General features: G+C 47.3%; 18 protein-coding genes. 5 read left to right on the plus strand and 13 right to left on the minus strand.

Annotated features, from left to right (window positions below):
• The first annotated feature begins 243 nt into the window (after positions 1 to 243).
• Complete coding sequence (locus IEY34_RS30815) at positions 244 to 1,980, plus strand: sulfatase family protein (protein ID WP_189019279.1); 1,737 nt, start codon at positions 244 to 246, stop codon at positions 1,978 to 1,980.
• Here IEY34_RS30815 and IEY34_RS30820 read toward each other — a convergent pair.
• The 13 genes from IEY34_RS30820 to IEY34_RS37420 form a co-directional block, all read right to left on the minus strand.
• The gene (locus IEY34_RS30820; protein WP_189019281.1) at positions 1,977 to 6,416 is read right to left on the minus strand and encodes a glycoside hydrolase family 9 protein; all 4,440 of its coding nucleotides are present in this window, start codon (positions 6,414 to 6,416) and stop codon (positions 1,977 to 1,979) included. The two genes, IEY34_RS30815 and IEY34_RS30820, sit on opposite strands and share 4 nt — an antisense overlap.
• A gap of 33 nt (positions 6,417 to 6,449) precedes the next feature.
• Positions 6,450 to 8,687: an AraC family transcriptional regulator gene (locus IEY34_RS30825; RefSeq protein WP_189019283.1), complete on the minus strand. Its 2,238-nt coding sequence runs from the start codon at positions 8,685 to 8,687 to the stop codon at positions 6,450 to 6,452.
• A 27-nt stretch (positions 8,688 to 8,714) separates the two neighbouring features.
• Positions 8,715 to 10,247: an ABC transporter substrate-binding protein gene (locus IEY34_RS30830; RefSeq protein WP_189019285.1), complete on the minus strand. Its 1,533-nt coding sequence runs from the start codon at positions 10,245 to 10,247 to the stop codon at positions 8,715 to 8,717.
• A gap of 51 nt (positions 10,248 to 10,298) precedes the next feature.
• Positions 10,299 to 11,201 (minus strand): carbohydrate ABC transporter permease, encoded by a 903-nt coding sequence (locus IEY34_RS30835; RefSeq protein ID WP_189019287.1) that lies wholly within the window; start codon positions 11,199 to 11,201, stop codon positions 10,299 to 10,301.
• Positions 11,202 to 11,213: 12 nt separating this feature from the next.
• Positions 11,214 to 12,134 (minus strand): ABC transporter permease, encoded by a 921-nt coding sequence (locus IEY34_RS30840; protein ID WP_189019289.1) that lies wholly within the window; start codon positions 12,132 to 12,134, stop codon positions 11,214 to 11,216.
• Between the two features lie 564 nt (positions 12,135 to 12,698).
• Complete coding sequence (locus IEY34_RS30845) at positions 12,699 to 13,889, minus strand: MFS transporter (protein ID WP_229757917.1); 1,191 nt, start codon at positions 13,887 to 13,889, stop codon at positions 12,699 to 12,701.
• Positions 13,890 to 14,013: 124 nt separating this feature from the next.
• The gene (locus IEY34_RS30850; RefSeq protein ID WP_189019290.1) at positions 14,014 to 15,015 is read right to left on the minus strand and encodes an AraC family transcriptional regulator; all 1,002 of its coding nucleotides are present in this window, start codon (positions 15,013 to 15,015) and stop codon (positions 14,014 to 14,016) included.
• Positions 15,012 to 16,049: a helix-turn-helix transcriptional regulator gene (locus IEY34_RS30855; protein ID WP_189019292.1), complete on the minus strand. Its 1,038-nt coding sequence runs from the start codon at positions 16,047 to 16,049 to the stop codon at positions 15,012 to 15,014. Before IEY34_RS30855 ends, IEY34_RS30850 begins: the two co-directional genes overlap by 4 nt.
• Positions 16,050 to 16,141: 92 nt before the next feature.
• Entirely contained in the window at positions 16,142 to 18,565 is a 2,424-nt protein-coding gene (locus tag IEY34_RS30860) for a heavy metal translocating P-type ATPase (protein ID WP_189019294.1), read from the minus strand.
• Positions 18,566 to 18,660: 95 nt separating this feature from the next.
• The gene (gene copZ / locus IEY34_RS30865; protein ID WP_189019296.1) at positions 18,661 to 18,864 is read right to left on the minus strand and encodes a copper chaperone CopZ; all 204 of its coding nucleotides are present in this window, start codon (positions 18,862 to 18,864) and stop codon (positions 18,661 to 18,663) included.
• Between the two features lie 17 nt (positions 18,865 to 18,881).
• Complete coding sequence (locus tag IEY34_RS30870; protein ID WP_189019298.1) at positions 18,882 to 19,214, minus strand: metal-sensitive transcriptional regulator; 333 nt, start codon at positions 19,212 to 19,214, stop codon at positions 18,882 to 18,884.
• A gap of 123 nt (positions 19,215 to 19,337) precedes the next feature.
• Positions 19,338 to 20,384: an adenosine deaminase gene (add, locus tag IEY34_RS30875; RefSeq protein ID WP_189019300.1), complete on the minus strand. Its 1,047-nt coding sequence runs from the start codon at positions 20,382 to 20,384 to the stop codon at positions 19,338 to 19,340.
• 223 nt (positions 20,385 to 20,607) lie between these two features.
• A complete protein-coding gene (locus IEY34_RS37420) occupies positions 20,608 to 20,736 on the minus strand; it encodes a hypothetical protein (protein WP_268240203.1) in 129 nt (42 codons plus the stop codon).
• Between the two features lie 123 nt (positions 20,737 to 20,859).
• Here IEY34_RS37420 and IEY34_RS30880 point away from each other — a divergent pair, with 123 nt between their 5' ends.
• From IEY34_RS30880 to IEY34_RS30895, 4 genes are all read left to right on the plus strand, one after another.
• A complete protein-coding gene (locus IEY34_RS30880; protein ID WP_189019302.1) occupies positions 20,860 to 21,657 on the plus strand; it encodes an HAD family hydrolase in 798 nt (265 codons plus the stop codon).
• A gap of 148 nt (positions 21,658 to 21,805) precedes the next feature.
• On the plus strand, positions 21,806 to 23,422 hold the full coding sequence (locus IEY34_RS30885) for a long-chain fatty acid--CoA ligase (protein WP_189019304.1): 1,617 nt from the start codon (positions 21,806 to 21,808) through the stop codon (positions 23,420 to 23,422).
• Between the two features lie 7 nt (positions 23,423 to 23,429).
• A complete protein-coding gene (locus tag IEY34_RS30890) occupies positions 23,430 to 23,888 on the plus strand; it encodes an acyl-CoA thioesterase (RefSeq protein ID WP_189019306.1) in 459 nt (152 codons plus the stop codon).
• Between the two features lie 16 nt (positions 23,889 to 23,904).
• Positions 23,905 to 24,756: an SDR family oxidoreductase gene (locus tag IEY34_RS30895; protein WP_189019313.1), complete on the plus strand. Its 852-nt coding sequence runs from the start codon at positions 23,905 to 23,907 to the stop codon at positions 24,754 to 24,756.
• Positions 24,757 to 24,936: the final 180 nt, after the last annotated feature.

Consider the following 24,936-nt stretch of genomic DNA (forward strand, 5'->3'; position numbering starts at 1 on the left):
TCCATTCAGAATATCATCTTTCTTATGAGAAAGATTATCATTTCCACAAGAGAATGTCCGCCACTGTACGGTTAAAATCAGCCAATTGCGGTTAAACACAAGAAAGAGGCTGACTCATTAGGTTCATTACCTAGCGAGCAGCCTCTATTATGATCTAACGAAGTGCTGTTCTCCTCTCGAACGAAGGCATGTAGGAAAACTCCCCCTCATATATTCTAAAAACGAGCAACGGAGTGATCAACTATGAGTAAAAAGCCAATTCCTCAGAAACCTAATATTCTTGTCATACTCGTCGATGAAGAACGCTATCCGCCTCCTTATGAAAGCCATGACACCCACGTATGGCGCAAAAACAACTTTGCTGCACACGAGCGTTTAAGATCCAAGGGTCTTGAATTTCATCGTCACTACATCGGCAGCGCTGCTTGCTGTCCCAGCCGAGCCACCCTATTTACGGGGCAATATCCGTCCCTGCATGGTGTCAGCCAGACGAATGGCATTGCCAAAGATGCCTTCGACTCGGATATGTTTTGGCTAAACCAAAACACCGTGCCCACGATGGGCGATTATTTTCAGGAAGCAGGCTATCGTACCTTCTATAAAGGTAAATGGCATATTTCGCATGCGGACATCGTCACGCCAGGCACGCACCAAAGCTTAACGAGTTATAACCCTGCAAACGGCGTCCCTGATGTGAGGAAATCCGACTTATATATGCAGGCTAATCCCCTTGGCAATTACGGATTTGCGGATTGGGTCGGACCTGAGCCACACGGGAAAAACCCTAGAAATTCCGCTTCTTCCGCTTCCAGCGGTGTAAGCGGCCGGGACGTCGTCTATGCAGAAGAAGTGGTTGAACTCATCGAGTCGCTTGATCATAGGAAACAGACCCAAGGGGATGAACAGCCTTGGTTGATCGTTTCATCCTTTTTGAACCCTCATGATATTGTGTTATACGGCGCTTTGACAGCCCACAATCCATTGTTCAATTTCGCCGTAGAACCTATGCCGCAAGTGAGTCCCCCTCCTACCCAGTCTGAGGATCTGAGTACCAAACCGCGCTGCCAAGCCAGCTATCGAGATACCTACCCGCGAGCGCTCCAGCCCATTTGGAATCAACCTCACTATCGTCAGTTATACTACCAACTGCAAAAAAATGCCGATGAGCAAGCGAACAAGGTGCTGGACAGCCTGATGAATTCTTCCTTTTATGAGCAAACGATTGTCATCTTCACCTCGGATCATGGCGATTTGCTTGGTTCTCATGGGGATCTGCATCAAAAATGGTATTGCGCTTACGAAGAGATGCTGCATGTGCCGCTTATCATTCATAATCCCCACTTGTTCACACAACATGAAAACATCGATAAACTGACAAGCCATGTTGATCTGCTGCCGACACTGTTGGGACTCGCTCATGCCGATGCGGGAGAGATCCAAAATCGCTTGAAACAGCGGTTCAGTGAAGTCCGTCCTTTAATCGGACGGGATCTTTCTGCCTCTATTCTGGGCTTCCCTGAAGAGATTGATCCTATGGATGAGCCGATCTACTTTATGACGGATGACGATGTGACCCGTGGCCAACATCAGGTTAATCCTTTAGGAGTTCCTTATCCGTCTGTTATCCAGCCGAATCACATCGAAACTATTCTTGTCTATCTAACTAGACATCAGAATAAAGCGTTGTGGAAATACACGCGTTATTTTGACAACCCTCAATTCTGGAGCCAACCGGGGAAGCGTGATGTGACACTTGAAACGGTGAAAGGAACAGACTCGACTCACTGCAGCATGACAGTGAAAACCGAGCCTGTTCCCGAGGAATATGAGCTTTACAATGTAACGAACGATCCGCTTGAAGTGAGAAACCTGGCCTATCCAGCTTTCGCAACGGAAGAATCGCGTTCCATTCAAACGTACATGGCAATGCTTCTGAACGAACAGCGGGAACGCAAGCGTTTGGTGCCTACTGGAGGCTAATTAACAATCACATAGTCAAGATTGACACTTCCGCTGTCACCTGAATCAAATTGATAAGCGATCGTGTTGGTGCCGGCATTAAGCAGCAATACTTCCATCTTATTGCCCCATGTCTCCCAATTGCCTATATTCGGAAGACTGGTCTGTTTTATTTTAACTCCATTCACATAAATACTAAGCGTCCTTGCCGTTGGGTTGCTATTGGCAAATCGCAAGGTAACCTCATGATAGCCGGATAAATTCGCATTGACAGTGAACGTGGTTCCCGCTCCTGCGGCACCGTAGCCCGCAACAAACCCACTTCCGGAATATCCGGTATGATTGCTCTTCACAGCAGCTCCTCCGGAAAGAACAGCATTTTCTGCCTCATATTTCGTATTCGTTCCCGGTTGTACCGTTGGCCCTGTCTGCAAAGCCGTACTTACGACATTCGTTGTTGTATCGGTTGTACGGAAGTAGTAGGAATGCGTTCCCGCCGGCAGCTTGGTAGTGAACGTATAGGTCTTGCCATCCGTATAAGTTGTATCGTTTACGTCTAACTCCTGCATATCTTTAATTACACCATCGATAATAAGCTGCATCCGGAATGGCTTCTGATTCTCTGCATCGGTATAAGTAGCTTGATAGGTAAACCAGGTGGCCTCATCGCCTGCCGCTGCATTCAAGCCAGCTCCGGTAATCGTAGGCGCTGTGCCGCTGACTTGATTGGAGGCATAGATTTCATCGATCAGCAATTCGCCGTAAACGCCGGTTGTCTGCTTGAGGAACAGCTCCAGATGAACCGCTTTTTTATCTAATTTCGTATTTTGATCCAAATCATAAGTGATCGTTGTCCAGGTGTTCGGAACGGTTATCCAACCAGGACTGAGACCGGTTATATTGACTTGACTGTTCGGATAACCAGGATTTTTCATCACGAAGTTGATATATTTATAGCCAGATAAGTCCACTGTATCTTTCCACGGTTCAAATTTCGCCTGTGATGTGGATGAGGCTGGCGTATGTGCAAATCGACCAACCGTTCGTCCATCCACTAAGTCTTGTTTGTAGGTGGCTGTGCCTCCATTCTGATTGTACCAGTTAGCCCACCCCTGTTTGGATTTCCCCCAGGTTCCCATGTCGCCAAAGTCGTCATACAGGAGCGGATGCGCAGGATCCGGCAATGGAGCGGCAACGGTGAAATGAGCAGCGCTGTAAGTGAAGTTTCCGAGCGCATCGGTGCCTCTTACATAAATTCGCTTATTGGTATAGGGGGCATCGCCACCTGCGTGATAAATATCCGAATAAATCCCATTCGTGACGGTCATAGGTGCATAGACACTGCCAGCTACATTGGATTCCACCGCGCTCAAGGCCGCAGATGGCTGGGCAAAAATAGTCACATCCCCCGTCACGAAATCTCCGGTTTGCGGGGAAGTAATCGGCAGCTTGATCGGCTCTGTCCCCCCAATTGAAGCTCCGTGCGTATCCGAAAGGGCCATAATCGAATAAAATAGTCCGGCTACAATGCTAATACTGAATTCATTATATCGCCATTGGCTCATATCGTCTGCGTATAGACCTCTGTCCATATACCACGGGCTTACACTTGCTGGATCCTTCGTATCCTTCATGTTAGGCCCGGATGCCATCGCTCCCGGGATCACGACCCCTTTATTATTCAGATCGTAGGAATCCTCATCCAGATGCGTATGCAAGAAGTCCACGTAATCTGTACCTATGCCCGAAACCCAGCTCATGTTCCACGGATTATTGCCGAATATCCAATACAGTCCCTTCAAAGCAGCGCGCATGACGGTCGGATCTGGGAAAAGCTCATTGTACCTGATCGCATCGCCAATATAAGATGCCAACGGTTCATTGACGCCGAAATTGCTAAATTCGTTCAGTACCCCATAGGGTGTATCGTCCATCGAAGATACGAAATATTCCATTTGTTTCTTAAGCAGACTCTGGATTTGTACCTGTGTTGCCGCATCGGCAACTGGATAAAACTCCGCCAATGTCATCGGCCGCAAATCCCAATAGTTTGTCGATTTGATATCTTTCTCGGTGAGCGGTGCAATTCGCGATTGCGCGCTATTTTTGTAGGCAGCATCATTCGTCAGCAGGTATAGTTCTACTTCCGCCCATAGCAAGGTATTCGGAATACCGCCAATCGTTTCATAAGATCCCTGTGATCCATACTGATTCGCTACGGTATAGTTATAGAAAGTAACGGCAGCATTGGCGCATGCCGTGGCAAATGACTGCATTTCCGCTATTTTGGCTGCAGCAATTTTACCGCCTGCCAAAGCTAGGTTGATGGCGCGCGCCGTTGCTGCCAGAGAGCCGGCTGCTTTCCCAGAACCCCCTACCTGGACAATGGGTACAAAATAGGGATCATCTTGCGTACCGACGATATTATCCGTCACTTTCTCAGGATGCACAAATCCTGCCGTATGTTTGATACTATACATAGCTCCGCCGAATTGATTAGCAAATTTGATTAAATTTTCGCTGCCATATTTGGCCTCGTCAATCAAATCAGGAATGCCATTGGCATCATTATCATAGTTAACCAAGGCCGAATTCGCATGTCTGGCATAGGACAACGCGATTTCGCCTTGTACCCATTGGTTTCCGCCGTACTTGCCATAGTCGCCAGCATCAAACCAGCCTCCTGACAGGTCATAACGGACACCTGTATTATAATTGTAGGCATCATCCAGGAATGAATCCGGGTGAAATATCTTCGTGGATGGCGCTATATCACTGTAGCCGGCCGGATAAGCTTTGGTTGTATCGTTCGTGCGCTGCAGCCTGTAGAAGGCCGTCATTTCATCCTTATAAGAGTTCCACATGTTTGCCTGAATGGGAAAGACGTAAGAAGAAACGCCATTCGTTCTGATCGTGAAATTCGTCCCCGTCTGAGCCACCGATGAAAAATCAATGGCATATACCCGTTTCCCCCACGTCTTCCCCTCATCCTTCATGATCCCGGAAGCAACTACGTTGGCACCGTTCAAGACCTGATAGGTGGTATCACTCAAGGAATCCGTAGCAGTAACCGTGGCATACTTGTAATCCCCTGAGCTGTATCCCCCTTGAGAAACATTGATACTGTCGATCAAGCTCCCGACATAGAGCGTCGCACGCACCCGATCAACAGAGATGCGGGTTCCTGTCGAGCTCGCTTGCTTTTGTCCGGTGACCCTAACTTTTACGGTATGAATCCCTTTAGACAGCTGTGGACTCGTGTACAGCAGTACATTCTCCTGTCTGGTGGAAGCATACGTGTCAACATTCAGCTCCGTTCCCCCGTCCATAGAGATCGCCGCAATGCCGCCAGCAGGGTCCTTTGCACCATAAACGTTCACCAAGGTTCCGATAAAAGGAAACGAGGCCGTATCGTTCGCATTTGAGGAATAATGGTTATCCAACTGGTAGCTTCCCGCCGGAGCAGTATCGTATATCCAGCCGCTTCCTGCATATTGAAACTGATTGTAAACGGTTCCAACAACACTGTCATTAACATCGACGGTTTGAGCTACACTGCCGACTGCTATACTTTGACTTGTCGTTGCAACCGGATCTGATGTACCTTCACCTGTGCGGAAATAATACGTATGATTGCCGGCTGCCAGTTTCGTCGAGAATGAATAGGCTTTACCATCTGTATAGGTGAAATCCCCTCGATCTACTTCGTCCATCTCATAGGTCTTATCATCTATAACGACTTGCATCGCTAACGGCTTCTCGTTATCCACATCGGTATAAGTTGCCTTGAAGGTAAACCGTGTGTTCTCGTCTCCAGAGCTTGCGTTCAGACTGGTCCCCGTAATCGTTGGTGCTGTGCCGCTTTGAACGGAAGTAGCTCTGATATTGTCGACTAACATTTCTCCATACTGTCCACCCGTTTGGCTCAGCCATATCGCGATATGAACACTTTTCTTGTTAAGCTTCGGAAATTGATTCATGTCAAAATTGAAGGTGGTCCAATCCGTTGGAACCGTTATGAATCCACTGGATAGATCGTAGGTTTTTCCTGTATCATCGGAAATTTCGAATCGTATTCGGCTGTTGGCATATCCGGAATTTTTCATTTCCAGCGTTACATAGCGATAGCCGACAAAATTACCATTGTCATGCTGAGGTTCAAACTTGGCCCATGACGAGCTCGAAGCTGGCGTCTGCGTGAATTTCCCGACAGTCCGACTGTCAATCGTCGTCTTCGCAAAGGTGCCCGTACCTCCACTCTGGTTATACCAATTGGCCCAAACCGACTTGAAGGTACCGCCTCCTGCAAAATCATCATAGTTCAATGGATTCGACGGTCCGGGAAGTGATGGTACAGCAGCAAAGGCCGACATCGGCGACATGCAAACGAGCAAAAGAACTACATACAAACTAAGAATACGTTTATGTAAGTTTACTAATTTAATCATTTTTAACATTATTAATCCCTCCTTATTTGTTTCACCTCTACATCAACTTTCATTTCCGTTCGTATGGGACGTATCCCTCATTTTTTGTCTATACTCGTTTGGCGTAATCCCTTGTATTTTTTTGAACACTCTGCCAAAATAGCTCATACTGGCAAAGCCCGTATCCTTGGATATTTCCGTAATCGTCTTATTCGTAGAGGCTAGCATTTCCGTTGATTTCTCGATTCTGACTTCAATAATGTAGTCGTTAATGGTCTTGGATGTATATTTCTTGATCAACCTGCCCAAATAAACGGAAGACATATTCAAAATATCGGCGATACTATCAATGCTTAAATCATCTTTCATATACTGCAATTCAATGATACCGCGTATTCTCCGCATCAATTCATCATATCTGGTGTTTTTTCGCTCGCCCAGCTTCTCCTCAATACGTTGGAACAACTCTAGAAATTGGTTCTGAATATCCGAGAGCCGCTCTAATTCAGATAACTCTGCAAACACTTCACCAAAATTGATAGAGAATCCATATCCAGACGCCTTTTCGAGCGTATCTACGACCATATTAATGGCAAAAAATAAGCGGAATACGGTCAGTTGAAGATCTTTGTACGCATACCCTTCCGTCGACTCCAGAATCAAAGAGCAAAGATTCTTCACATCTTCCATCCGACCTGACATTAAAGCATCCGTCAACTGTTCCTCCTGTTGGATCGGGTAGCGGAACGTTCGACAGTTTCTTTCAGCCGTGAGCTCCGCGTGAATGAGCGAGCCCCACCCGTAAAAGACCCGGAACTGAGAGGCATCAAGAGCATCCGTATAACATTGACGGCAATCCCAAATGTCTAAACCGAGTCGACTGACAGCGGCCGTAACCGACATTTTCAGATGCTTATTGATCGCCTGTTGAATGTCCGGAATCAGTTTGTCGAGATCTACACCTCTACTTTCATTCATCATGAAGACCACGTGATCATCTCCGAGATCTACCGCTTCGCAAGACATATAACCGGATAGAATCTCCGAAGCAATATTCATAACTCCAAATCGGAACAAGCCTCTGTCCTTGAAGCTATACTGCATAGAAAATTCTTTGAAGTGATCGATCTTCAAAAGGAGGATCACAATGGGACGATGGGTATCCAAACTAATCTCGAAATGTTCCAATTGCTTTATCAGAATAGGCTTAGAAACTTGACCATCCGATAACATCCATTGTCTTAAGAAATCCTGCTTCAATTTGTAGGAATTTTCTCTTAAGGCTTGATCTTGTATCCCTACCCTCTTCAGCATAGCGGTCATTGGGCGGTTCAATCTCTTGGAAGATAAATAAGATAACGCAAAGCCTACAACGATCAGCAACAGGCAAATTCCCAGCGTTCTCGTTCTCATCGTATTGACATCCTTAACAACAACCTCATAAGGCGTATACCGGACGAATTTCCAATCAAGGGAATCCGATGAGGCGAACGTGATTAAAGACTTGACGCCATCCACTTTCCCGATGAAATGTCCCGACTTTTCTTTGGAATGCAAAATATCCTGTACGAATTCTTGATCCGATAAGGCACTTAGCATACTGTCCTTATAGATGCTGCTAAACATAACTCCTTGCGAATCCATCATGATGATGCTTCCATTGCGGTTCTTATCCATGCCTTCAATGACCTTCTTCATCCAGGAATCAGAGACATTCAAGACGATAGCGCTTCCTTCTTCCGAGCCCGTTGCTTCATAATAAATAAAGGTATACACATTGTATTCGATTCCGACGAAGTTGGATTGCCTTTTGATGGTACGTGTAATCGGTTTCAAATTCATAGCTGGTTTAAAATCCTTGATAATATCCACAATTTCCTGATCATCGACATTGGACTTTTTTTGCAAGCCGTAATTGCTGATATAATAAACATCCAGCTTGCCATTGTACAGATAGACAGAGTGGAGGAACGGCATTGAGGCAATCAGATTGAGCCTATCCGTGATGTTTTTCATATCGACGGGATCGGTCGCTGCTGGATAAAAAATTTTGGACATATCCTTATCGAGCAGAATTTGGGCTATGGCCATTTTGGCATTCTCCAGCACAGAATCCGCCGCCGAACTGATCTGCGACAACGATTCCTCGGAAAACGTATAGATTTTTCTCTGTTCGATCTTCACAAACTGGAGATACAAAATAAAAGATACAGCGAGCACAACGACCGCCATTAAAGTCGATAAATAAACGAACAGGCTGGAGAAGTAACGACTTTCCAGCATGCGAGACCGAACTTTCATTACTTCTCCCCCTGTCAACAACCCTATTTATTTTTTACTTGAAGCTTTCCAGCTCTCATATTGCTTATTCATTTCCTGAAGCACTTTATCAATGCCTGCCGCTTTCAGCTTTTCCTTGAATTTAGGCACGTAAGCTTCCGGATCGACCGAACCGGTTTCCAAGATAGGCCTAAACTCGCTTTCCACGTTTTTGATGGCTGCGACCTCTGACGTTAAAGTCGAACTGTCAAAGTTAAAGCCCAAATCCGGAACAATTTCTGATTCGTCATTGAATTTCTTGAATTGCGCCCAGATATCGTCCGGTTCGCCAGGCATCAAATAGGTCTGGAATTGGTTACCATACGCCCAAGTCGTATTGGGCTTGTATCCTGACTTTTTCCCATTATCCGTATCTGGTGCATAGTCGATCCGCTTATCGCCTTTTTTGACATAATGCTTGTTTTCGATTCCCCGCCCTACCAAATTGATCAGCTTCTCATTGGCATACATCATATTATAAAACATCAATACGCGGTCTGGATTTTTGGAATTCGTAGGAATTGCCATCATAGAGCCGACCAAATCGTTGGTTGTTGTAATTGGTTTACCGAAGTTCTGGTACACCATCGGTATTCCGATGGCATTCCCCACTTGAACATCAACATACGGCTTCAATTGAGAAAGCATAAAGGCCGACTTGGCTTTATCATCATTCGTAATCTTCTTAACAGGCGCGTCTGCCGGAATGTATCCCGCTTTGTAATATTTATTCATCGTTTTCAACGTATTCATGTATCCCGGCTCATCCACTTCCAGTGTATAGCCGCTTCCGTCCTTTTTCAACATAAGCGATTGAATCGGCGATACATTCCAGAAATCCCGATTATTAAAATTAGGAGCTCGGGTTGTCATGGTAGCTAGAAATGGCGTAATTCCTGGTTCATTCTCTTTGATGATTTTCAGAGCTGGTTCCATATCTTCTATGCTTTTCATCTGAGAAATATTGATTTTATACTTTTCCATCAAATTTTTACTAGCTATGAGGCCAAGCCAGGAGCCTTTCTCCTTATACGCAGCCAATGTGTAATTTCGTCCCTTAATCGAGCTGGCCTGCAAGAAACCTTCCGACAACAGCTTTTTCGCATCAGGCGCTAATTTATCGAGCTTATCCGTCAGATCGACGAATGCCCCTTTCCCTACCATCGTATTGTAGTTCATATTCCCATTGGAGGTAAACATGAGATCTACTTTCTCTCCTGTTGCCAGCGACGCTGTCATCTTGTTGTCATAATCCCCGAAAGGAATAACATGCATCTTGACAGTAGCATTGATTGCTGGTTGCGTAATCTTATTAATTTCGGCTTCTACCAGTTCATTATCCGGTTGAGGTGCTGTGCCAATGATATACCAGTCGATTTGATACGGCGCTAACTCCGCTTGAGCACCTTTGGCACTCGGACTTGGCGTATTGGTAACACTTGCCTGATTGCTGTTGCTGTTGCTGCTGCAGCCTGCTAATACGATAGACAGTGACAACATCCCCACTGTCAACGCTTGCACCTGCTTTTTCCCCTTTGCCATCTTGATAACCTCCCAATTTGTGAGTATCTATGCTAACCAATATGATTGGATTTAGCCTTTAATTGCGCCTACTGTCAAGCCCTGGACAAAATACTTTTGGAAAAACGGATAAGCGAGCACAATCGGGCCTATTCCGACCACGGCAAGAGCCATGCGAACCGTAAGCGAAGGTGGCGAAATCTGCATAACGGTTCCATAATTCTGTCCACTCACAGAGGATAGGAAGTCCGCTGTACTCTGCGCTTTATATAACAAATATTGAATATTCAATATCTTGTCATCTTGAACTAACATAAGGGGCAGCCACCAATCGTTCCAATATACAATGGAACTGAACAGACCGATCGTCGCTAAGCCTGGCAAGGACAGCCGTAACACAATCGAAAAGAAGATTCGATATTCACCGGCTCCATCGATTTTCGCTGATTCAACAATCCCGTCAGGAATCGATGTCATGAAATAGGTCCTCATGATCATTACATACCATCCATTAAATAGATACGGAACGATCAATGCCCACACATTATTCTTGAGTTGAAAGAGTTGCGTCGTCACCATATACCAGGAGACCATGCCACCTGAGAATAACAGAGTAAATACCACCAGAAAGGTAAATAGCTTGCGATAAGCAAAATCCTTTCTAGACAATGGATACGCAAACGATGAGATAACGAGCAGGCTCAATATCGTTCCTACTACGGTTACGAAGATTGTTACGCTATAAGCTTGAATAATGGTTTTACCTTCCTGCAAAAGGTACTTGTAAGCCTCCAATGAAAATTGCTGAGGCCAGAACCTGTATCCGTCAATAACAACGGATTGTTCGTCGGTTATGGAAACCACTACCACCAGGAGCAGCGGAACTAAGCAAGTCAAAGCCATTAGGATAAACAACGCGTGAATAATCAAGTTGGCCGTAGTCGATATGGAATTGATTTTTATGGCAGATTTCATCTATCTCCCCCCTTAGAAAATGGCTTTATCTTTATCTATTTTTCGAACCACGTAGTTCGATAAAAGAACGAATATAAATCCTACGAACGCTTGGAACGTGCTTGCGGCTGAAGACATTCCGATATCCCCACTATTCATCAATGCCCGGAAAACGTAAGTGTCGATTACATTGGTGACGTCAAACAGGGCACCGGAATTCATGGGAACCTGATAGAATAAACCAAAATCTGCAAAGAACATTCGTCCGATTCCTAACAGCACGAGTAACGTTATGACTGTGGAGATGGATGGAATCGTAATATGGCGAATTTGTTGCCATTTGGACGCGCCATCAAGTGCAGCAGCTTCGTAATATTCATGAGCTATCCCCGTAATCGACGCCAAATAGACGATACAATTATAACCGGCATATTTCCATATATTCGTGAAGACAAGGATATAAGGCCAATACTTGGTGTCGCTGTACCACTGCACGGCATCTATGCCAAGCGGCTGCAAAATCAATTGGTTGATGATCCCTTTATCGACGCTAAGAAATCCGTAGAACAGGTAGCTGACCGCAATCCATGATAGAAAATAGGGCAGCAAGATCGTCGTCTGATACACTTTGGCTAGCCGTCTATTTCTGATCTCATTTAAAGCGATTGCAAGAAATAGGGCAATTAGAGAACCCAATGCAATAAATATCAAATTGTAGACGACGGTATTGCGTGTTATAAGGAATGCATCCGGCGCTTTCAAAAAAAACTCGAAGTTTTTGAAGCCGACCCACGGGCTATTTTGGAAGTTCGTGAAGAAGCTTCCCCCCGAATAACGGAAATTTTTGAACGCGATCAGTATGCCGCCAATGGGCAAGTAATGGAACGCAATCAATAGAAGCAAACCAGGTAATGTCATAAGCAGTAAAGCGCTATTTTTTGTGAAAGTTCTCATTCTAAATCCTCCCTCGCTCTCTCCAACCTAGATTATCACCTGCTTTCAAGGACCGTAAATCGCAAATCGCGTAACATTTCCGCATTTTAGCGAACAAATGTCATTAAATCCGAATATGTTCCTTCTAGATAAATGCTGAAATACGAGAAAACAGCTTCGCCGCCCTGAGAGATGGCCTCTTAGTAGCGACAAAACCTGTTAAGGGAACTAGAGGACGCTATATAGGCAAATAGCAGGGATGCTATGGTATTAGCGGAACTACAGGGTCTTATTTCCACGAAAAACGCTGAATTTGCCTTGAAACAACAAAATAGCGGACTGGAGTTCCCTCACCCCCGCGATATGGTTACTTTTGGCTAGAATAGCGGACTGTAGTTCCCTCAACTTCGCAATAATGACACTTTTTACTGGAATCGCGTACTGTAGTTCCCTCCGCGCGAGGCAGTAAGGTAACTCCTACTGGATCACTCCCATACTTTCTTCACCCTCCCCCCTAACCCAAAAACATATTATTGTGGTAACAAAAGAGGCCCCGCAAAATGCAGGGCCCCTTCATTGTATTGCTTAACAGTCCATCTCCTGAAAAGCCTTTACTGGCGCAGTTATCCTTTTCCTCAGAACAAAAAAGCTGGAGATGCCAATCAAGAGCACACAAAAGGAGTAAGGAAATGCCGAATTAGCCGTATATAAAGCCGTGCCTGCGATAGGTCCTAAGCATGATCCTCCACCCTGCAAAGCGGCAATGAAAGCAGCAACGCTTCTTTGTTCATGATTTTGAACGGCTGCAGAGGCTCCGGCACTATATCCAAGCAAAGTAAATCCGATTCCAATTCCGAGCACAGCAAAATCCAAGTAAGCGAAACGGATAACCGTTAAAAGCCCCACCAATCCTAAAGCGACAAAAGTGAGTCCAATGATGATAATCCTCTTGTATGGCCATTTGAGATATTTACTTATGACAATTTGCGAAAGTACGACCACAACACCGGAAATAGCAAGCCCAAGCCCAATTAACTGAGTAGCTTGCTTGGCACTGTATCCCAATCTATCTTGCACATAGAATCCAATCGTTACCTGAACGATATTTAAGGCAAACGATAGCACCAGTCCGATCCACAAATAGAGGCGAATCCGTCCATCATTAGGTGACAGTGCATTGGCCTGACGCTCTATGGCCTTTTCCTGTTCTTTTGGAATCGCAACTAGAAAAAGGATCGCAAGCAGAAAAAGCAGGAGAGCAGCCGCGTACATCGGAGCTGTAAGACCGAGTGCCACCATGCCGCCGCTCATCGCAGGTCCTAACACGAAACCTAATCCATTGGCAGCACCGAACAGGGCCATGCCTCGGGTCCGCGTTTCCTCTGTTGTCCAGCCCATGATGTAGGCTTGGGCTAGCGCAGGAATGCCGCCAAAGAAAAAACCAGCGATCGCCCGCAGCAAGAAGAAACTCCAAAACAAGCTGGTTGAGCTGCTAGCCTGTGTTGAGTAGTCAGCTAACCGCGCAAAAATAATCAGCGTCGCCACATAGATAATTATAATGGAAGCTAACCGCGTTTTGCGGCTCATGAACGTTTGCTTTTCCCAGAAGTATCCGCCAAGGAGCCAGCATAAGCCTGCAATCGATACTAAGCTTCCGGATTGAACATCACTCAGTCCCAGATTACGTGAAAGTGGACCAATGATAGGATTGAAAGCAGCTATGGATATCATCCCGCCCAAGACAATTAGAAACATAATAACAAGTCTATATTTCAAGTCATACCCTCTCCTTTCCTATCCATGGTACTACGCATCCAAGATGAGCTTCTACCAGCAGCCGGACTATTGGACTGGTTATAAGGATATCCGAGACAAAAAAACTGCTCTCAAGGAGAGCAGTCTACAGGAATTCAATATGATTGTTTGAATCGCGCCTAGCGGCAGAATGACGAATAAATTCTCCCGGGTTCACGCCATATTTGTCACGGAACACCTCAGAGAAATAGCTGCAATTGGAGTAACCTACTTCGCAGGAAGTTTCCGTCACATTCAACATTCCCTGCTGCAGCAACTGGTAAGCCTTCTCTAGCCGCTTATCCCGCAAGTACCCGAACACCGTAGTCCCATACAACTCTTTAAATCCTTTTTTCAGCTTGCAATCGTTCAAACCAATCATCCTGGACAATTCAATCAGCGTGGGGGGATCTGTCATTCGTTCCAATATGATGTCTCTTGCTTCCCGAATTTTGTGCCAATCACGTTTAGGCAGTTTAGTATGAGATGGCTCTCCATCAATCAGGAAGGACTGAAAAGTGCTGGAAATGAGCTCCAGTATTCGGCATTCCATTTCGATATTCTTGGTGCCACTAGATTGGGTGCTTTGCAAAACTCGCTGAAGGATAACAGAGACTGCTGGATCAATCGCCTCCTGAAACATTTGGAATGAGCGTTGACCCATAATTTGAAAAAAGTCGAAGGATCTCGTGCCCCCAACCTCCTCCATATAATGATGAAACGTTGAGACAGGAATACCTATACCCAGCATCAGATAAGGATGATTCCCGGTAAATTGAAATTCAACATCCACTTCATTCATAAACTGGAGCGAGCAGCTTCCCGGAACATATTCGTAGTGGGCTCCATCGACATGAATCTCTCGCTTCCCTTGCAAGCAATAATTAAGCTCAACCATCGCTGTTTGTGTGCCAAAGAGAAGCTTCCGATTGCGATGGAAGGTAAAGTCCGAAATCACAACCTCAATATCCGGCCTGGGTACAAAGCGGCGAATTCCCCCCTCGCCCATATGGGAATGAAGCTTCAGCTGTTCGGAACGATTCTGATGTTGTCGAGACATCTCAAGCCCATCGAAAAAAAGATTAAAGTTTTGATGAAAATCTGTCATCTTGATTCCGCACCTCCCTCATGTAACGGGAGTTTGAGCGAGTTTCCCGGAAATCCAGCCTTCTTGGGCCATTGTCCCGGATTAATCCCATATGTCTCGCGAAATAAGGCGGCAAAATGTCCAGGATTGGAATAACCGACCGCTATAGCTGCTTCATAGACGTTGGTCCGCTCCGTTTCTAGCAGAAACACGGCCCGTTCCATTCTTTTGTTGCGCAAATAACCAAATACTGTCGTACCGAACAACTCCTTGAATCCCGCTTTCAGCTTAAAATCACTGATCCCGGTCAGACGGGATAATTCCAGAAGCGAGGGCGGCTGTTCCATCCGGCATGCCAGTATATTCGCCGCCTCGCGTATCTTATCCAGATCGGTTCTTCGCAACCCCCTGCCTCTGCCCGGAGTCGAACTGTCGACGTCAAACAGTAACCGCTGCATATAAATGGCTAGCAGTTCCAGCGCTTTCCCTTCCAGGTACATTTTACGCAAAGGCGGCGCCACGGGGCATGTCAACATCTGACGCACAAGCTGCTCCTCGGCTGGCGGAATCGCCTGCTGGAAGATCCGAACAGCTTGAGAACCGAGCAGCTTGTTCATATCCAAATTCACGTCGCCGCCAAACGCATCTACCAACTCTCGGAAGACAGACTCTGCTATTCTAATCTCACAGGCTAACATAGGTTCCTTGGCGTCATAACACATCTCCGCCTCCAAATTCCGTATGAAAGCAAGCTGACACTGGTTGTTCTGTATATGCAAATGGTGTCCTGACAGATTGATTTCACTTGCTCCGTTTAACCAGAAGCTGAGTTCAATCATCGGAACATCGGATTGGAAACGGAGCGTCTGCGACTGGTAAAAACGGCAGTCTGCAACAATCAGCTCGATACCTGGCCGCAGCTTCGTTCGAATAACGGTACCTGCGCCGTAGTCATCTAACATATCGATCCTGTCCATGGAGGAATCGCTGACGTTCAATACATCTACCATTCCCAAATATTGATAATAGAAATCACGAAAATCGTCATGCTCCAAATTTGCTCCCTGTTCGATACACGACCACCCCATCTCTTCCCTGATAGGATCATCTTACGTCAATTGAGAATGATTTTCAATAAGAAAAGAGATTATAGTTTCACTCTTTGCAGTCGCAACGCATTCAACACAACGGATACCGAACTAAGTGCCATAGCCGCCCCTGCTACCCAAGGCGCCAACAGGCCTAGAGCTGCAATTGGGATTCCAAGCGCATTGTACCCGAGCGCCCAGAATAAGTTTTGTTTAATATTGGTCATCGTTTTACGGCTCATGACAATCGCGTCCGCGATACTTGTCAGTTCCCCGCGCATGAGTGTCACATCTGCCGCTTCCATTGCAATATCCGTTCCCGTGCCTATCGCCAAGCCCACGTCAGCCGTCGCTAAAGCCGGGGCATCATTGATGCCGTCGCCAACCATAGCCACGGTTACGCCTTGGATTTGAAGCTTTCTCACTTCTTCCGCCTTACCTTCGGGAAGAACTTCTGCGAGCACATGATCAATGCCGACTTGTTGAGCTATCGCTTGTGCCGTGCGCTCATTATCGCCAGTCATCATGATGACCTTGATCCCCATATGCTTCAACTGAGAGATGGCCTCTTTGGATGAGTCCTTGATCGTATCCGCTACGGCAACCAAACCGGCATAGCGTTGATCGACCGCGACAAGCATCGCTGTTTTGCCGTCGGACTCCAGTCTTTCCATCACGGCTGACGCTTTGCCATAATCAATGGCTTCACGCTGCAACAGCTTGCGAGTTCCTATCAGAACCTCGCGGCCTGCGACAACCGCTCGAATCCCGTAACCAGGAATTGCCTCGAACTGCTCGGCAGCGGTCAGCTCGATCCCTTTGGCAATGATCCCCGCAACAATCGCTTCAGCTAGCGGATGCTCTGATTGTTTTTCCGCTGAGCCGATTAGACGAAGAACGCCCGCCTCATCCATGGCCGCCTCCATACGAACATCGGTCAGTTCCGGTTTGCCCTTGGTCACTGTGCCTGTTTTATCCAGCACGATCGTTTGCACTTTCTGCATAGCTTCCAAATGCTCGCCACCCTTGAACAGGATACCAAGCTCCGCCGCGCGGCCCGATCCCGCCATAATAGAAGTCGGGGTTGCCAGTCCCAGCGCACACGGACAAGCAATCACTAGAACAGCAATGGCCTTCTCTAAGGCTGTTGCAAATTCACCAGGAGCCGCCCAAATAAACCAAATCATAAAAGTCACAACAGCCAGCCCCACAACAATAGGGACAAAAATACCCGATATCACATCAGCGATCCGCTGAATCGGCGCTTTGGAACCTTGCGCTTCTTCGACAACTCGAATGATGTGAGCGAGCGCTGTGTCTTTGCCGACACGTGTCGCTTTCATCTTCAAGCTGCCGTTTTTGTTCACGGTCGAACCGATCAACGCATCACCCGCTTTTTTCTCAACCGGTAGGCTTTCTCCTGTGAGCATCGACTCATCCACCGCCGAAAATCCCTCTGCGACTTCACCGTCAACAGGAATTTTCTCACCAGGTTTCACAAGCACAAGGTCGCCAATCAGCACCTCTTCCACCGGTATCGATATTTCCTCGCCATCACGGATAACCAAAGCTGTTTTGGCTTGAAGCCCCATCAATTTCTGGATGGCTTCCGACGTACGGCCTTTGGCCAAAATTTCAAATAATTTCCCTAAAATAATCAAAGTAATCAAGATCGCGCTAGTTTCGTAGTACATATCTGGCGCATGGCGATGAACATCCGTTGAACCTGCCCATTGCAGTGTCAACACCAAGCTATAAAAGTAAGCCGCTGACGTCCCGAGAGAGACAAGCACATCCATATTCGCGCTTTTGTTGCGAAGTGCTTTGTAAGCTGATACGTAAAATTGTCGGCCTATGATGAACTGAACTGGCGTAGCTAGCACTAGCTGCACCCAAGGATTCATCAGAAACTCAGGCAGATAAATCCATGATGTAAATGAAAAGTGGCTGACCATTGCCCATAACAGCGGAAACGAGAGCACCGCAGACACAGCAAGCTGCATTTTCTTATGGCGAATCTCCTGCTGCTTGTGATCGCCGGCAGCTTCCTCCTTGGGGATGGCTTTGTAGCCCAATTGCGCTACTTTATTAACCATCTCACGGGTTGAAACCTCGGCGGCGCTATACTCAACATGCGCTGTTTCTAGCGCAAGATTAACCACAGCTTTGCTAATGCCTGGCAGCTTGTTCAACCCTTTTTCAATCCGCGTAGCGCAAGCTGCGCAAGTCATGCCGACGATCGTGAAATCCGCAGTGTCCTTAACCGTGTCATACCCCAAAGCTTGAATCTTGCCTTCGAGATCAGCCACATTTACTTGAGATGGATCAAAGGTGACAGAAGCCTTCTCCAGCGCAAAGTTAACATTAGCTTCTGCAACGCCATCCATTTTCTTTAATCCTTTTTCGATTCTATTCGCACACGCCGCGCAGGTCATCCCTGTGATTTGCAGACTCGTTTGTTGCTGTTCACCTTGTTTGTCCATGTCCACCCTCCAGCCCGAATACCCCCATGGGGTATATTTCTTTCAAAAAAAATAGGTATTGCATAGAAAAAGCCGCAAGGAAGCGGCTCAACCTCTTATTTCGCGACGTCATAGCCTTGCTCTTCAATCGCTTCCTTAATCGTGTCCACAGAAACTTTCGATTCATCGAATTCTACAGTTACAGAGCCAGCGCTCAAATCCACTTTACCCGCAGCACCTAGTTTCTTGACCGCGCCTTCGACGGAATTCACACAATGACCACAGGACATACCTTCTACTTTCAATGTAACGCTTTGCATATTGGATCTCTCCCTTATTATTTCATTAATTTATTCACGGTAATCATGAGTTCCTTAATAACCTCATTATCACCTTCTTGAATCCGTTCGATCACGCAACTGTTAAGATGATGTTCAAGAAGCAGCTTGCCAACGCCGTTCAATGCTGATTGAATCGCAGCGATCTGATTCAACACATCGTCGCAATACGTATCCTTCTCAATCAAACCTTTCACACCGCGGATTTGCCCTTCGATGCGATTAAGTCGTGTAACCAAATTGCTTTTGGTCTTATCGGAATGATGACTTTTGCGGTCACTGCCGGAGTGGCAGCTCGCCTCATGGCCTTCCGCCTTATCCTGATGTTCCATATCCATAACCTCCTCACAACTCCAATATAGCATACCCCCCTACCCTATATCAAGCCCTTAATTTAAAAAAAGCTGTCTCCGAGTAGTATGTACCCAGAAATCAGCTCTACACTTCATCATTCATCACATGCTTACACCCAAACATCTAATCTCGTCTTCCATCTCACGCCGCAGCGATAATTTATCGTCCGCATCCAGAAAAGCCGCGTCAACGCCATTCATAATGAGCTTCACAAGCTCCGGTGTCGTAAAGCCAAACCGGTCCGCTAACACGCGGTATTCGTTCGTAATATCTGTTCCCGAAACGCTCGGATTATCCGTATTAATCGTGACGAGCAGTCCTTCGTCCAAATATTCACGAATCGGATAAGCCTCCCAACCAGGAACGGCTTTCGTTTGGATGTTGCTGATCGGGCACATTTCCAAGGGGATGCGTCGTTCTTTGACCATGTCCAGAATCGTCCTGTTCTCCTTCAATCTCACACCATGCCCGATGCGGGTTGCCCCCAGATTCGTGACTGCTTCATACACATTGACCGCTCCAGCAGCTTCTCCTGCATGAATCGTGACAGGGATGCCCAGCCTTGTGGATTCTGCAAACACTTCCCGGAAAAACTCTGGTGGATACGTTGCCTCATCTCCAGCCAAATCGACGGCAACCACGCCTTTCCCGACAAATTGAGCTGCCCCCTCGATGACTTCTAGATTGCTTTTACTGGAATGATTCCTCATGCAAATAACAATGACGCCGCCCTTCACGCCATAATCCCGCTGCCCTCGCTTCATCCCCTCCACAACATGATGTATCGTTTCCTCCACCGTCAAACCGTTATTCCGATGCAGTTGCGGGGCAAAACGAACCTCTACATACTTGCAATTATGTGCCGCCGATTGCTGGGCGACCTCATAGGCAATCCGCTCCAGCGCTTCGCCAGATTGCATGAATTTCGTCGTGAAATGGAATTTGCTCAAATATTCAATGAGACTGCCGCATTCATTACCTACACGCATATGGGGAATTAAGCCTTCTTTATGGTAAACGGGAAGATCGATGCCTTGTTGCAGAGCGAGCTCCAAGATCGTTTCCGGCTTCACACTCCCATCCAAGTGCAAGTGAAGATCAACTTTGGGCAGTCGCGATAACAGTTCAAGCGTCCGATTGTGTGCCATCTTCTATCATTCCCTTCTTTTTAGATTGGATAAAATCGAGGCCAACTGTGGCAACTCATTTCAAAGAATTTCACTAACTTTAAACCAATGTCACTTATATGTCAATATATATGTCATATATTCTATTTTATTATTATATGTGTTAGATTATGTAACGTTTCGGGCGAAATAAAAAAACCTTAGCCTGGGGCTGCGGCTAGGTACTTTTAAATTCTACGCTCGCTCAGGTGCTAACTACATCTCCTGCGCTTCTTTCCGCTGCATAACTTTCAAAGCTTCCTTCACACTTAATGGTGAAAGCTCGTTCTCCGCAACGAATGAACGGACAGCCGCCCGTATAAGGTGATGCCATCGTATGTAAGCCTCCTTAAGCCTAATTCTGGCTACGCTTTATGCTAGCAATTCCGTCATGATTCGGGTATGCTTATAGCAGAATTTTTCACATAGACTACTTACCCGGATCGGAGAGAAACAGATGACTTACAAGTTAGTTGCTGCTGATTTAGATGATACTTTGCTTCGCGATGATTTGACCATTGCCCAAGAAACGATCGATGCCATGCATCAAGCGGTTGCCAAGGGTGTCATGGTGACCATTGCTACGGGAAGAAGCTTCCCGTCTGCGGCCCGAATTGCCAACCAAATCGGCCTCAACGTCCCGATCATTACGTACCAAGGCGCCTTAATCAAAAATCTATTAGATGAAGAAGTGCTCTACGAGCGCACAGTTCCCGTGGAAAGCGCCCGCTTCTTGCTCGACTTTTGCGAAAAGAGAAACCTTCATCTCCAGCTTTACCATGGCGACCAGCTTTATGCAGGTGAAGATAATGATAAAATCAAAAACTATGTTCGTCTTTCCAAAACGCCGTACATTATCGGGGATCTCCGCCAATGGATCGATATTCCGCAGCCAAAACTGCTGATCGTGGATACGCCTGAGGTTTGCGATCAAATTCGCGAAGAGCTGCTTCCTCTGCTCGGGGACCAGATGCATATCACGAAATCCAAGCCGCACTATTTGGAATTCATGCACAAAGAAGGGACCAAAGGGCATGCGATTACCTTCCTCGCCGCGCATATCGGCTGCTCCTTAGAAGAAGTCATCGCTCTCGGAGATGCCTGGAATGATCGTGAAATGCTTGAAGTCGCTGGGCTTGGCGTAGCGATGGATAATGCTTTGCCAGAGCTTAAGGCACTCGCGAATTACGTCACCAAAAGCAATAATGATAACGGTGTGGGCCATGTCATCGAGAAATTTATTTTGAACGCTTAATTCGAATTTCAACCGATTCCAGCTGCATGATTGACTTGTGCCAGCCAGAGTCGGTTTTTTCTTGGTATTTGCTCGTTAAATGGACATATCCTGTCTCTGCCGTTGATATATTACAGTAGACTCAGACTATTTCCGGAGGTGTTTCCACATGGAAAATTATCCGTTAACACTGCGCGCACTCTTCGACCGTTCCCAATCACTGTTTGGCAAAAAAGAGGTCGTTTCCCGCACTAACTCCGGCATCTCTCGCTATACATACGCTGATTTCGGCAGACGTACACGGCAGCTATCCAGTGCTTTGCAAGGACTTGGCGTTAAGCCCGGTGATCGAATAGCCACGTTCGCTTGGAATCATCATTGGCACTTAGAGGCCTATTTTGCAATCCCTTGCATGGGCGCTGTGCTGCATACCGTCAATATTCGTCTCCCCCTCGAGCATATTGTGTACATTTTGAACCATGCCCAAGACCGCTTTCTTTTCGTTGATGAGACCCTGCTCCCGGTTATCGAGAAGATTCAAGATCAACTTACAACCATCGAAGGCTATATCATTATGACTGATCGTCAGGAATTGCCGCCTACTTCTTTACAGCCCGTCTATGGATATGAGAACATATTAAATGATGGAGATCCGCAATACATGTTTAGCGACGACATACATGAAAGCGCTCCCGCTGGTTTGTGTTATACCTCGGCTACGACAGGCAAACCTAAGGGTGTGGTGTACTCGCATCGCGGCATCTACCTGCATTCTTTGTCCATCGGCCTTGCCGATACACTCGGTTTATCCGAACGGGATACGGTCATGCCCATTGTGCCGATGTTTCATGTGAATGCGTGGGGACTCCCCTTCGCATCTGTCTGGTTCGGCAGCAAGCAGGTGCTGCCGGGACCAGCGCCCACACCGGGTATTCTGCTTGGCCTGATGGCCGATGAACAGGTTACGATTGCAGCCGGAGTACCCACCGTGTGGACGGCGGCGCTGAAAGCGCAAGAAGCCAAACAAGCGGATCTCTCCACCCTGCGAGCCGTCGTTTGCGGAGGGTCTGCCGCCCCGAGAAGTCTGATAGAAAGCTACGAACAGCGGCTCGGGATACCTTTCTATCATGCCTATGGCATGACGGAAACGTGTCCGCTGGTCACCGTCGCCAGACTCAAAAGCTATCAAGATGCTGCCTCTTACGATGAACAGTACACTACCAGAGCCACACAAGGCTTGCTAGTGCCTGGCCTGGAAATGAAAATCGTCGGCCCTCGCGGCGAAGTCGCCTGGGATGGACATGAAATGGGTGAAATTCTGCTGCGAGGCCCTTGGGTCGCTACTGCTTATTACCAAGATGAGCGCACACAAGAATCGTTCCATGACGGCTGGTTTCATAGCGGAGATATCGCGGTCATTGACCAGGAAGGCTTTGTCAAACTGGTTGACAGAGCTAAGGATCTAGTGAAGAGCGGCGGTGAATGGATCTCCTCCCTTGACTTGGAAAACACTTTGATGGCCCATCCGAATGTATTCGAGGCCTGCGTGATTGGCGTCCCCCATCCCAAATGGGGTGAGCGTCCACTTGCCTTCGTCGTCCTGAAAGACTTCGCATTGCAAGCGGGCGACAAAGCCGATTTACTGCATTTTTTGACGCCCAAATTCGCCAAATGGTGGATTCCTGACGACGTTATTTTCCTTCAGGAAATCCCGCGATCCTCCGTCGGCAAATTTATGAAACGCGAGCTGCGTGAGCAGTATCAAACTTATTTTACAGGAGACTAGAATCGTTATGACCAATCCTGAATTAGCAGGCTTTCGCTTTTATTCACCGACGAAGGTTCGGTTTTGCGAGACCGATGCGAATGGACATTTGAGTCATGTTTCATCCGTTATTTATATGGAGCAAGCGCGTTGTGAGTATATGAATGGGTTAGGTTTATTTTTTGCCGATACAGCCGGTGAGGCGGTTGATAAAACCTTCTTTCTCGTCAGTCAGTCCGTCGAGTATAAGTCGCAAGCGCATTTCAACGATACCCTGGATATCTATATGAAGGTACACCGACTCGGGAGATCATCGATTGAGACTCACTATGCGATTGTCCAAAGAGATACCCAACAGGTCGTGAGCTTCGCCACGAGTACAGGTGTGTACATCGATGCCCATACTCAAAAAAGCACCCCGCTGCCGCTAGATTTAGCGAGCCGAATTGAACTGTTCGAAGCAGCGTTCGAACCAAATAACCGATGAAGGGCGTGCGTTCTTGATGTTCGACGAGAGCTTACTGAAGGATAAGGTCATTCTCATTACGGGCGGAGGCACCGGACTTGGCCGGGCGATGGGAGAGAAATTCCTGACGCTTGGCGCCAAATTGGCGATTACGAGCCGTCGTGAAGAGGTTCTGGTCAAAGCGGCCGCTGAAATGGGGCATGACGGCAAGGAAGTTTTCTACCATAGCTGCGATGTGCGCGATGCGCAGCAGGTGGCCGACATGGTAGCCGCGGTAGAAGATCACTATGGCCGCATTGATGTACTGATCAATAACGCGGCCGGCAATTTCGCCAGCCCGACGGAGAATCTGTCTCCGCGGGCAGTTGATGCGGTGCTGAATATCGTCCTCCACGGCACGTTCTATACAACCCTGGAAGTGGGCAAAAGATGGATCGAGCAAGGGCGCGGCGGTACGATGCTGAACATCGTCACCTCTTACGCCTCGACTGGCTCGGGTTTCGTCGTCCCGTCGGCTGCGGCCAAAGCCGGCGTGCTGGCCCTGACGCGCTCGTTGGCGGTCGAGTGGGCGCGGTACGGCATTCGCCAGGTGGCCATCGCGCCAGGGCTCTTCCCGACCGACGGCGCGTGGAGCCGATTGGCTCCGACACCCGAGCTGTCGGAGAAGCTTCTGAACCGCGTGCCGCTGGGCCGGGTCGGCGAGAAAGATGAGCTCGCGAACCTCGCGGCTTATCTAATTTCGGACTTCGCCGCCTATATTAACGGCGAAGTGATCACGATCGACGGCGGCGAATGGCTGCAAGGCGCCGGGCAGTTCAACGACCTGCTCGAGGTCACCGACGAGCAGTGGGTTACCCTTGCGGAGATGACACGCAAGGGTAAATCGTGAGCAGCGTGTCCGCGCTGCTCACGATTTAAGTCCGCGTGATCCCTTCATTTACTCCATGATCCTCTCATTTCCTCCAATCACCTTGCTGTAAGAGTGAAAAACAGCGTTACGGCGGCACTTTCAGCAGGATGCCACTTCTTAGTGCTGTTTTTCAGCCTTAAGTCCGCATGATCCTCTCAT

This window comes from Paenibacillus marchantiophytorum, from assembly GCF_014640555.1.
GTDB lineage: Bacteria > Bacillota > Bacilli > Paenibacillales > NBRC-103111 > Paenibacillus_E > Paenibacillus_E marchantiophytorum.